The sequence below is a fragment of the Ruegeria sp. AL11 genome (assembly GCF_056540865.1).
The window spans coordinates 156,738-168,780 of record NZ_JBQFXO010000008.1 but is presented as its reverse complement, the minus strand read 5'-3'; the positions used below and the strand labels follow the sequence as shown (position 1 = coordinate 168,780).

Below are 12,043 nucleotides of genomic sequence, written 5' to 3'. Positions count from 1 at the left end.
TTAAACGGCTGCATTCGCGGACCGTTGGAAAGGGATTAGAATGCGCATTGGACTAGTCACGCCCTCTTGGCCTGCCAGCGTTGCTGCAAATGGCATCGCCACCGCCGTTGCGCATATTGCTGATGGCCTGAAACATCACGGCCATCAGATCACGGTAATTCCCCACACGGGTGCGGCCCCTGATGACCCGGATGTGATCAATCTTCCTGAGCCGCGCGCGTGGACATGGTCCGAGAAACTGATTGGCCGATTTGGCCGCAATACCGCCTCGATCCCCATTCGGGCCGAACAGATCGCGCAGGCCGTGAATCAGGCCATCAAGACACGCGGAATCGAAGCCCTGATCATGGAAGAAACCAACGGCATCGCTGGCATGGTGCAAAAACATGTGCCGATCCCTGTGATCGTTACTCTGCATGGGCCTATTGAGCTATACACCGACTTTCTGCCGGAAAAACCGGACGGATACGTCATACGAACCCGGGTCAAACGTGAGGCTGAGACGTTTCGAACCTGCAGAGGAATTACCTCGCCCTCCAAAGCCGTGCTGGACCAGATGATCGCGCGCTATGGTGAGCCTGCCTGTCCCACCGCAATTGTCCCCAACCCAATGCCAATGGCCGCCCCAATCCCAGAAAAGGCGATCCGCGAGACGATCCGCAATATCCTGTTCATCGGCCGCTATGACTCGATCAAGGGCGGGGATACAGTGCTAGAGGCATTTCAACAGATCGCCGAACAGGACCCAAACGTTCGGCTGACCTTCGTTGGATCAGACCCCGGTGTCCCCCTGCCCGGGCAGGTGCTGCAGCACATGGATCAGGCCTTGTTGGCCTATCCCGAGGCCATTCGAAACCGTATCGACTATCGAGGGCAGTTGGACCGGGACGCGATCGACACCCTGCGGATGCAACACGGCATCACGCTCATTGCGTCTCGGTATGAGAACTTCCCCTATGCTGCACTCGAGGCATTGTCCTGCGGTGCGCCAACGGTGGCGACGGCAGTGGGCGGCGTTCCCGAGATCGTTGAAGACGAGATATCTGGTCTGTTGGTGCCTTCCGGTGATCCCGAGGCTATGGCAAAAGCCTGTCTTCGCCTGATCGCAAATCCGGATCTAGCCGTTCGGCTAGGCGCCAAGGGCCGAACCGAAGTTGTGGACCGGTTCCAGCCTGAAACAATCGCGAAAAACGTCGAGGCCCTTGTCCAACAGGTTTTGAACGACGTGTAACCCGCGTTCAGGTCAAAGCCTGCACAGCCCAGGCCATACCCCAACCCACCAACGCGCCCGCTGGAACCAATGGGATCAACCTGACCTCGTGCAGGAGTGACACCCAGTTTTCGCGTCCCCCCTTGATGAGTAACAGGATGATCTCGGGGATGCGGTGCAAGGCAACCACGAACAGCGCTGCGGTGATCGAGTTAAAGCCCCAAATCGCAACCGACAGACCGATCCAAACGGTCGCGGCGCTGACAAGGCTCAGCATCGTCATTTCCCGGAACCGGCGCTGCGCGCTATATGCCTCGCGCAACAGGCCCGGTCCGATCAAAATTAAACCAATGGCGAGGATCTGAATCATACCGGCCACATCGGCGTATCGGTCATCGTAGAGAATACGCACAAGTGTCGGCGAAAACGTCATTAACGCACCGGCACCGAACATCGCCAGACCGTCAAAAAGAATGCGATAGCGGTAATACCGACGACGCAACTCCTCAGCCGCATTGTCCTTCTGCAAGGCGGTAAAAACCTGCAGCCCCATCTGCGCGTGGATGGAATTCAAAAAGGTCTGAACCATATCCACGATCTGACGCGCGATGTAGTAAAATCCGAAAGAACTGGCGGACATGGCAAAGCCAAGAACAAAACGATCCGCCATAGTCATCACTGCCGTCAGGGCGGAATGGCCGATAATCCACTTGCCGCGGTCAATGATCACGCGAAAGTCTTTCCTGTTCCAGCGCATCCGCATCGCCGGGCCTTTGAACATTATGTAGCTGAGCGAAACCGTGATCAGGGCATTCGCGAAGTTGCCAAGGACCAAGGCCCAAATGTTTTTTAGCCAAAAGGCAAAGGCAATGGTCAGTACGGTTGTGCAAACCACAGTAATCAGCATGGCAATGCTGACCTCGCGGAATTTCATCTCGCGCTCATAGACAAACTTTGCGGGCGAAGCGAATCCGTTGATGATCGAAAACCCGCCAATCGCGGCTATCGCGTATGGCAGTATCGGGTCGCCATAGCTGGATTGGATATCAAACAGCTGTGCATCTTGGCCCCACGCGACACAAAAACCCAGAAGGACGCACACCAGAAGTATTAGAACCCCACGCAAAATTTGTGCAGTCCAGCATGAACGCAGGAACCCATCATCCAACTCGCCTTCGCGAGTCAGGATAAGCGACCTAACCCCAAGATCGGAAAACATCTCAAGCACAAAGATAAAGGTCATCACTACCGCGAAGACCCCAAAAATCTCAGGCGTCAATATCCGCGTCAGAATAACGGTCGAAATGATCCGCGCCAGCACCTGCATAGCGAACACCATCGTTGACAGCGCTGCTGAGGCCAGAATCTTGTGCCTCAGACTTTCGCGGTCGGGCAACAGCCCGGATATGCGCTGGCTAATGAACTTCATTCCTAAACCCGCAGCACGCTAGAACCCGAATAGGTTGGCATCAGTGATGCCTTTGCGGACAAAGGCATCGCGGTCCGACTCGGGAGCCCAGCCCAACACCTCTTTGGTGTGCTCATTGCTGAAAGGTGACAGATGTCCCCGCGATTTCCAGTCGCTGTAAGACTGATTTTTCAGATCGCGCAGACCCACCACATATCGTTTGAGAAGGTATTTGACGCTGCCGGACAGATAAAAGGTCCAGAAAGCCCCTTTCTTAACCTCGATTCGCGCGCCCAAGGCCTGATGAATCGCGTCAAAATAGTCTCGCGCGCTCATCATTGGCTCGCCGATAAGGTTGAACGACTGACCCACGGCCTCGTCCTTGTCGATCATCGCGATCAACGCGTCGGAGATGTCGTCGATCAGCACAAAAGGTAGGATGTTGTGCCCATCACCCCAGATCCGCACCGCACCGGCCCCGTGCCAGCGCCCAATACCCCAATGTTGCAGCGGCCCGCCTTCGCCAATCACAATTCCGGGGCGCGCGATCACCAGCGGCAACCCTTGCGTTCTGTGCATCTCCAAAAGCCGCTTTTCGCACTCAGCTTTTGACCGGGCATAGAGGTTGCGGTCGCTCATATCGTCACCAAAGCTGGTCTGTTCGGTGATTGTTTTTGCCGGATCGGACATGTCATAGGACGCAATGGTCCCGGTATAAATCAGCCTTTTGACACCGGCCTCCTGCGCCGCTTCGGCCACACGAACGGCCACACCGACATCGTTTTCCAGACAGCCCTTCCATGTGCTATCCAGCGACTTGGCAAGGTTGTAGACAACTTCGATCCCATCCATCGCGGCGATCAAGCCATCTTTGTTGCGCAACGAAACCGCAACGGTTTCAACCTGATCCGCAATGTCTTCAAAAGGTCCGTGGCGACCCCGGCTAAGCACCCGCACCTGACAGCCGGTTTTTACCAAGGCACGTGTCAGATGCCGTCCGATGAAACCGGTGCCGCCTATTACCATGACAGTGGGTTTCAAAGGAACGGACGGAACAACCGGGTCTGGGAGAGCGGTATATTCATCAGGGATCAATGCCGCAGTTTGCTCGATTGCCCCGATGACGGCACCGGCGGCCTCGGCCGAAAACCGGGCGTCCACCGGTGTATTGGACCGGATCGCTTCGTAGAACCGATCGAACGCTCCTATAAAGCTCAGCGCGTATGGGGATTTTCGGTTCAGCGAACTCAGTTGCCTGGCACCATTGACCACACCCTCGCGCAGATGCTGTCCTGCTAGACCCATTTGCTGACGAAATGGATTGATGACAATGTCCGATGTGTTCTCGCGCCGGATGGTCAATGTGTCGCTAGCATAGTCAAGCCGCGCCATCGCCGAAGACCCATGCACCACAACCGACCGGTCGTCCATAGTCTCGACCAATTCCAGATTGATCTTTAGATCGACATGCCCGGCCCGCGCTTGGATTTGCAGGCTTTGCGGCCGCACCTGACCGCCTTGCAAAGCCACTGGCTTTCCGGCCTGCAACCGAAGATCCTGAAGCTCACCAAATAGATCAACCGCAAAAGCATAGAGGTGCGGGCCTAGTTCGAACAACAAATTTCGTGTTTCTTGCAGCATCCAAAGGCCATAAGGGCCGGATCGCAAAGGGGCTAAGGGAAAACGCCAGTTGAACTCGGCACTGTTGATGCGGCCCAGCGCGCCCGATCGACAGGTTTGTTTTAACCTCTCATACGAAGGCACGCCCAGGAAGTTATGACAGACGGCGGCCACACGCCCGGCCTCCTCGGCTGCCGACGCAACCACCTGGCAATCGGCTTGTGACAACGCAAAGGGTTTTTCAACCATAACGTGAAACCCCAGCTCAAGGCAGCGCTGCGCCAAATCAGCGTGGATATGCGGCGGGGTCAGGATATGGACCGCGTCACAAACATCGGCGGCGGCCATCTCCTCAATCGAAGTGAACGACTGCAAACCATAGGTGCCTGCGAAATCTGATGCCGCGCTAGGTGAGACATCACAGATCGCTGTGAGGGCAATACCTTTGCAGGCCCGCAATGCATTTGCGTGCCAGGTTGCGATATATCCGGCCCCGATCAGGCCGACACGAATTTGGTTCAGAGACATATTCTTTTTCAACATAAATAACTATTTATACTCGATTATTTTCATAGGCGCCGCCCGTTTTCGGCGCCACAGATAGGTCAGCATTCCAATAACGTTGGGCAGTTTGGACAAGGTAAGCAGAACGGACTGACGCAGGGCAGACTGGCGCGTTAACCCGTCGCGCATGAGCCCCTTAGAGGTTCGAAGGTACGAAAGGATATAGACGACCAACACCGCCAGCGTGATCCAGACGGAGAGGGCAAGCCCGAGCAAGGCGACGATTGGAAGGAACGCACCAAAGAACCAGACGCGCTTGCGTTCGCGCGTGAAATACTCGCGATGCAGATCGCCGACCTGTGCGAACCCATGCCCGGTGCGCACCGCACGCTTCCACCATTGCGAAAACCGGGTCATCTCAGCGTCGTGGCGGGTCATATTCAGCGGCAGGCGCTCGATTTTCCAGCCAGCCTTACGAATGCGCAAACAGAATTCATCATCCTCGGCCGCAATAACTGTATCATCAAATCCACCCACGCCGTCAAAGGCCTGAACCCGCACCATCATGTCGCCGCCGCAGGTCAGAATCGAACCCGCAGGGCGGTGCCATTCGAAATCACACAGCGCATTATAGACGCTCGCGTCAGGATGGATTTCCGCCCGCCAACCGGTGACGATCCCCAAGTCGGGGTTGACAACCAACGCATCGGACGCCGCCTGGACCCACCCGGTTACAATTGCGCAGTCTCCGTCGATGAACTGAACAAAATCCAGCGGCTTGCCCAGCGCCTTCAACGCCGCATAGCCCGCGTTGCGGGCCCGTGCCGCGGTGAATGGGCGGGACAGGTCAAGCTCGACCACTTGTGCGCCTGCTTTGGTCGCCTGGTACACGCTGTCATCCGAAGAATTCGAGTCCACATAGACAACGGCGGCTACACCTTCAGGCACCGACGCTAGACAGCGAACTAGCCGTTCGCCCTCATTCCGACCAATCAGTACCAGACCAATTGAAGGTTTTTCACCGTTCATCTGGAAGCTCCTGATCTGTCATGTTGATAAGCTTAGCCAAACGGCTGGCTTCGGTCTTCTGATTGAACTCTGCGGTTACCTTGACCCGGCCTTCCTGTCCCATTCGAGTACGCAAATCAGAATCGCTCAAAAGGTCTCGCAGCCGTGCAGTAAGAGCATCGACATTACCAGGCGGAACAAGGTAGCCGCTGACCCCATCCTCGACCAGTTCAGAAATGCCACCAACGCGCGTGGCAAGCACAGGCAGACCGCTGGCCATCGCCTCCATCAGCGTCACCGGAACACCTTCGGCGAAACTAGGCAGAACCAGCACATCGGCTTCAGACAGCATATCGGCCACCTTGCTTTGCGAAAGGTATCCCGCAAACTTCACAACCGAACTGAGCCCGAGCGCATGTGTCCGCGCCTCAAGATCGCCGCGTTCTGGCCCATCACCAATCAACGTGACGCGCAGGTCCGGGACGTCCGGCGCCAAACGCGACAGCGCTTCCAGAAGAACCGGAACGCCTTTTACGCCCGCCAGCCGGCCAATAAAGAGAAGATGCGGGCGCGAGCGTTCAGACGTGCCTTGGCTTAAGTATTTCTCAGGGGTTATGCCACAGTGAACGATTTTCAACTTATCCCAATGCTGCGGATCTGAAAAAACCATGCACTGACTGCGGCAGAAATCGCTAATACAGGCAACAAACTTAGACTCTCGGATTTTTGCGTCGATCCGCCAGTGTTTTGGCTCGAAAAAAACGTCCGGCCCATGGATTGTGAAGCTGAACGGTATGCCACTGATGCGGCTGGTCAGCATGGCCACCGTACAAGTAGCCGTAGCGATGTGGTTGTGAAGGTGACGTACGTTCCGGCGAGCCAAATGGTCCGCCAGCACAGCGGCTTCGGCAAAATAGAAGAGCTGATACAAAAGACCTTTCAAACCGGCGGGACGCGTCCTAAGGGCCAGCCCTAGTGAAGCAAAATACCGTCCCGGGGCCTTCACAAGCGCCTTTAGATGGCACCCGATCAGGCGCAGCGGTGATTTCGCAGCAGCAATGACATAAAACGTTTTCTCGAACTCTGCTTGTTGTTCAAGGCCTACATGATGCTCGACGCCCGTTTTGCGGATCGAGCAGGTTTCAACCTCGATCCCTTGATCCCGCAACGCAAAAATCTCTCGCTGAATGAACGTGTCGGTGGCACGCGGATACTCTCCAGTCAAATAGGCGATGGGTTGAGGCGTGCTCATTGCTTCGACCCTTCGGGCAGCGATTGTGTCATCAGCTCAGCAAACGGTTTTTGTTTTGCGATATCAAAATGCTCATGCAGGCGGGTCGTCTCAAACCGCAGCGGTTTCATGCGCGCATGCAATGTGGCCGAGCGCAATAGCCCGGGCAATTTTGTACCAACGACGGGTACCTTCTCCAACACTCTGCCAAAGGCGTCCAACAGACGCCAACTGACCGGAACCACGAAGCGCGGCCATCCTCCTTTGCGCAGCGCAGCAATATATCCGGCTCGGTCAGGTCGGTCATCATCGATCACATTAATCACCTCGACACCGTCGGCAGGGGTTGCCGCGGCTTGCACCAAAACTTGCGCAGTATGACTGACGTAGCTAACCGGAACCTCCCCGCGGCATTCCATTTCCAGCAGCACAGGCCCGACCGGATACCCAAGATGCCCGTTCCAAAGATGCCCCGGTCCAAACACCGCCCCGGGGCGTAAGACCCACAAGTCAAATCCTGCGGCCTTAGCAGCTGTACGTACCTGCTGTTCCTGTTGCAATTTCAGCCAGCAATAGGCATCACGCGACTGTGGCGCGGATTCAAGCGGGCTTTCTTCGTTCAGCACAGCCCCCGGAGGCAACTGTTTACCATCATAGACTGATAGCGAACTGACCAATACCAAACGCGGCGCAGGCGTGCATGCCGCCATCGCAGAGAGTACCGATCCGGTAATGGCCTTGGTTTCCACGACCTGGCGATCAGCCGGCCCACTCATTTTCGCCGCCGCGTGAATAATCGCGACACAACCCGACAACTGTTTCGCCAAAACGTCAGCCGCGTCTGGTCCGGCAAGATTCACCTCGACGACCTCAATGCCATGATCACTATCCCAGAATTGAGGAGCAGTTGCTGTATTGCGGACTACGGCGATCACTTCATAACCCGCTGCGCGGGCCGACTCGACGGTTTGACGACCGATGAAACCCCCTGCACCGGTTATACAAATCTTAAGACTTTTCATGACGCTATCACCAGACGTATGCCCTTGTGGCGTCTTTGCCTCAATTCAATTCCAATATCCACGTCACCAATCAACCTGACAAAATCAAAACAACTCAACCCTCTGCCTAAACGGGGAATTTGTCTATTTCGAGGGTTTTATAGAGTGAATCTACATTTATTCGAATGGCCGCGACCAGATTTTTCCCTCGCCTCTGAAAATTGCGCTTCAATGCCAAAAAGTTGTGCTCTTGCAGTCGCAAGCGACTCTTTTGCATAGAGACATTGAGCGCGGACCGAGTTGAAACGTTGATCCAGACTAATCCCATGCTGCCGCAGCGGTACTTGATGTGGAGTTGTTTCACCTAGGTGTCGGTAGTGGAAGAGGCGATGCTAAGACGCCTTATCAGGATGCCGCGTTGATTGCCCTATGCTACGCTGAATGTCTAACGGCGTGAGACTTCGAAAATTGGCCTGATCGCTACCATCAATCCGCGCTACAGTTGTTTGAGAACTTTGCCGCAATCCGCGTTTATTCTGAGTTGCGCGATGACGCAGAACAGGACTGTCCGCCCAAGGGCGCACATCAACGTGTGTCCAGAAATCTCGCTGATCCAAATACGGATTCCGAGGCTTGCAATTAGATGCTTCACCTTACTGAGCAAAACCCGAACGACGTCAAACTCGGCTCTCCCCAATAGGATTTTCTCTGAATCAGAACATTTGAGAGGAGTTACGGGATCACTGGGTGGGTTTAGCAAACCCAGCATCAAGGAAACGACGACGGTACCTGCGTCGCGGATAGATCAAACCTTGCGAAGTATGCTGATGAACCGGTTTCTGCCCACACTCTGGCCAGCTTGGTAGTCACCGTTCTCAGCGGCACAGATGAGCTGACAAGCCTCTTTTCAGATGCGAGCGTGGTTCAGGTCTCTGCCAAAACGATATGTCGGGAATCAATTTGTTTGGATAGCGTGTCAGTGGAAACATTCGTCATATGCACAATCCGCAGAAGCTACCCACTGCCACGTAGATGGCAACGGCAGCTCCTAATGAAGCGCGGGAAATTATCGCAACAACACTCAATGCGCCTCCTGTCATCAAACCAGCCAGTATTGATCAGACGATCATCGCACTTTTAGTCTCCCTAAACGTCAGAATACGCATAGAGTCATGCCGCAGGATGAGATAAAAATTAAATTGTGGTACGTAACTTTCCCTCCGCCGGGTACGTTAAAACCAGCGCCCCTGACGGAACGTGGAGGCGCCCTGAAAAAACGGGGTAACTTCGACACAGTCGGTAAGAAATCATGGTGGTCGTAAAGAAATTTCAGCAATGTGCCGCCAAAAGAGGGTACTCGTTTCTACAGCTACGACATTCAGTATCCTTCAGCAGGGATGAAAGAGTTTGGATATGAAATCAATCTACACGTTGCTTGCTTCGGTCTTGATTAGCCTTCTGGCCATACCAGCAATTGCACAGGAATACCGGTTTCAACCGGGGGACACTTTGCGAATTGAAGTGTTGGAAGACGAGACTCTGAACCGTGACATCCTTGTAGCTCCAGATGGACAGATTAACCTGCCACTGGCTGGTAACTTGCGGGCCGGTGGCCGGACGGCCGAACAAGTGCGCTCTGAATTGGCGGACCGGCTGGCACCAAACTTCGCTTCACCCCCAAATGTCTTTGTTTCACTAGCCACGCTTAACGTTCCGGTTCCACCACTGCCTGACGAGACTATCAACGTTTATGTCATTGGCGAAGCAGGCTCACCCGGCCGTCATTCACCTGTTCGAGGTACGACCCTTTTGCAATTTTTTGGTGAAATGGGCGGCTTCTCTCGCTTTGCTGCGACCAAGAGGGTTATGCTACGTCGGACGGACAATTCGGGACAGGAAAGGGTGTATCAGTTCAACTATGATGCGATGCTGGACGGAACAGGTACCGGCGGGGCAACAAGACTGGTGGATGGCGATGTCATCGTGATCCCGCAACGTCGTCTGTTCGAATAAACCGGAAAGTATCTGACTCTTGAACTGCAATCATGTCCAACATGCCCTGCTAGTCGGTGCTACATGTGTCGTGGCACTTTCAAGCAATAGAGCTATTGCACAATCTGTTGAATTGGACCCGGGCGGCACGCAGTACGAGTTTGGCATCGGCCAACGGGTCGAATCCGGTCGAAACCTTGGCCTGGATGTACCCGAAGAAGGACAGGGTACAATCCTATCGACCCTTTTGTCCTTTGGCATATCCAGCGAAACTCCGGTTCAAAGTTTCAGTTTAGATGCGGTCACCGCTCTACGTTGGTCCGACCTTCCGGACCAGGGCAGCGAATTCGACATCGGGGATTCAATATTTGATCTCGACTATGGTCGCGAAAGCGCCAATGCTGGCTTAGATCTTGGTTTGAATTTCTCAAGCTATGATATCGGGTTTCTGAGATCTTTACGAGATTTTGTCGATGAGGACGGTGTCATTGACCTCCCTCCGGATTTCGACGACCTAACAGGTGATGGGACACGGAGAGAATACGCGCTTTCCTTCCAAATGGACTTTGGACGTCAGGATTTGGTGAACTATTTTTTTCGATTTGATACGCTGAATATCGATTACATTGATCAGACTAATCCCGATCTTTTCGATGAATCCACCGTAAGTGCCACAGCTGGAATGGGTTTTCTCATTTCCCCCCGCACCACTGCTAGCCTAGACTTTTTCGTAGAGCAGTTTGACCAAGACGATCCCGATGAAACCGATCGACGGACTTGGGAGGTAGTTTTGGGACTGTCGCAGGAAATCAACGAAGCAAATCGATTTGACGTTACACTGGGCTACACGGATATCGACGAAAGGCTCGAAATCTCGGACGACATTCTGGTAAGCGGCATTATTGGCAGCATCGATGCAGAGAGAGATTTGCCCAATGGCAACATCTTTTTCACGGCTGAATCCGAACTCGGCACCGCTGGACGACTGAACCGCGTGCGTGTCGGACGCAGTCTCGACGTGGCAAATGGAAGCTTTAGCGCCAATTTGGGCGTCGCCGTTACCGGCGATGGAAAAACCGAACCAATTGGTAGCCTCACGTATGTGCAGGAATTTGGTGAGGATGAGGTGCGCGTGTTCTTTGATCGCAACGTCGTCAACACAACCGATGACGTTTTTCGTGACGAATACATCTTGGACGTCGGCTACATCTTCGGACTTGGGCCGTCTTCACGCCTCGGGCTCGGAGCGACGCATATCCTAGGCGACGACACGGCGGTTGACCCGCGCACCCAGCGAACGGACTTGAATGCTGTGTACAGTTATGAGCTGGAGTCCCAATGGGTTATCAATACCGGCCTAAACTATCGAGTTCGTGACGAAGACGGGCTTGGGCGAGCCGAAAGCCCTCTTGCCTTTTTCTCGATCGGACGCAACTTTGCATGGCGCCCTTAAGAGCGGCAAATTCCTTTCTGAGTTTCGTTTAACAAGCTGGCGCTAGTCCTAGGCGCAGAATTTGCAACGGGCGTGGCGCACACTACCGCTAGACCCATAGCGAGACATCGCAACAGTTTGGAATTTGCCGCTTTCAGGCCAATTTGGCGACCTCCACGCCATACACAATAAGTACGGCAGATCTGCGCGATTTGAACCCGCCAATATGCGGATGCGGCGTTTAACGAAGAGATAGTTGTCAATCCCGGAGCCGAAAAAGGGGCCACGTGCCAGTTCAAAATGGGGTTATTGGGGTTGAGCCGTGCCGCGCCTTGGCCGTGACCCTCACAAAGCTCCCGGGTACCAGGTTGCACTCGCCGCAGGCCAGTTCTGATCAGTTCGTTGTTTTGGATTTGCGGCTTTCGCGCAGGCGGAAACCTTCGTCGTTCATCTCAATAGTATGGCATGGTGAGTGAGCCTATGGAGGATGGCCCCCGTTTGGCCTTCAGTGCCCAAAGCCTCCGTCCATTCGTCGAATGGCAGGATTGATGTGATGACTATCGAACCACGTTCATAGCGTTGGCTAATGACCTCGAACAGCAATTCGGTCTAGCGTGCTGCATAAGTCGTTGCCTAT

At 54.4% G+C, this 12,043-nt stretch carries 8 protein-coding genes and 1 pseudogene; 3 read left to right on the top strand and 6 right to left on the bottom strand.

Annotation, left to right across the window (positions count from 1 at the left end):
• The first annotated feature begins 40 nt into the window (after positions 1 to 40).
• Positions 41 to 1,231 carry a glycosyltransferase family 4 protein gene (locus ACR0IP_RS14430; protein WP_480526305.1) on the top strand — a complete coding sequence of 397 codons (1,191 nt, stop codon included), beginning with the start codon at positions 41 to 43 and terminating at the stop codon, positions 1,229 to 1,231.
• 7 nt (positions 1,232 to 1,238) lie between these two features.
• On the opposite strand, the gene ACR0IP_RS14425 is transcribed toward ACR0IP_RS14430, so the two are convergent.
• From ACR0IP_RS14425 to ACR0IP_RS14405, 5 genes are read right to left on the bottom strand one after another with little or no spacing between them, the layout of a single operon-like run.
• Positions 1,239 to 2,639 carry an oligosaccharide flippase family protein gene (locus tag ACR0IP_RS14425; protein ID WP_425084699.1) on the bottom strand — a complete coding sequence of 467 codons (1,401 nt, stop codon included), beginning with the start codon at positions 2,637 to 2,639 and terminating at the stop codon, positions 1,239 to 1,241.
• Between the two features lie 18 nt (positions 2,640 to 2,657).
• Positions 2,658 to 4,766, bottom strand: coding sequence for an NAD-dependent epimerase/dehydratase family protein (locus ACR0IP_RS14420; protein WP_480526303.1), 2,109 nt, complete (start codon positions 4,764 to 4,766; stop codon positions 2,658 to 2,660).
• Positions 4,767 to 4,787: 21 nt separating this feature from the next.
• Positions 4,788 to 5,771: a glycosyltransferase gene (locus ACR0IP_RS14415; protein ID WP_170380719.1), complete on the bottom strand. Its 984-nt coding sequence runs from the start codon at positions 5,769 to 5,771 to the stop codon at positions 4,788 to 4,790.
• Entirely contained in the window at positions 5,761 to 7,002 is a 1,242-nt protein-coding gene (locus ACR0IP_RS14410) for a glycosyltransferase family 4 protein (protein WP_170692520.1), read from the bottom strand. The genes ACR0IP_RS14415 and ACR0IP_RS14410 overlap by 11 nt, the downstream gene beginning before the upstream one ends.
• On the bottom strand, positions 6,999 to 8,003 hold the full coding sequence (locus tag ACR0IP_RS14405; RefSeq protein ID WP_480526301.1) for an NAD-dependent epimerase/dehydratase family protein: 1,005 nt from the start codon (positions 8,001 to 8,003) through the stop codon (positions 6,999 to 7,001). The genes ACR0IP_RS14410 and ACR0IP_RS14405 overlap by 4 nt, the downstream gene beginning before the upstream one ends.
• A 1,392-nt stretch (positions 8,004 to 9,395) precedes the next feature.
• Between ACR0IP_RS14405 and ACR0IP_RS14400 the strand changes: the two genes are divergently transcribed.
• The gene (locus tag ACR0IP_RS14400) at positions 9,396 to 9,995 is read left to right on the top strand and encodes a polysaccharide biosynthesis/export family protein (protein ID WP_170380713.1); all 600 of its coding nucleotides are present in this window, start codon (positions 9,396 to 9,398) and stop codon (positions 9,993 to 9,995) included.
• A 70-nt stretch (positions 9,996 to 10,065) separates the two neighbouring features.
• Complete coding sequence (locus ACR0IP_RS14395) at positions 10,066 to 11,427, top strand: hypothetical protein (RefSeq protein ID WP_170380711.1); 1,362 nt, start codon at positions 10,066 to 10,068, stop codon at positions 11,425 to 11,427.
• 373 nt (positions 11,428 to 11,800) lie between these two features.
• Here ACR0IP_RS14395 and ACR0IP_RS14390 read toward each other — a convergent pair.
• Positions 11,801 to 12,012: pseudogene (locus ACR0IP_RS14390) on the bottom strand (ATP-binding protein); the annotation flags it as partial.
• Positions 12,013 to 12,043 lie beyond the last annotated feature (31 nt).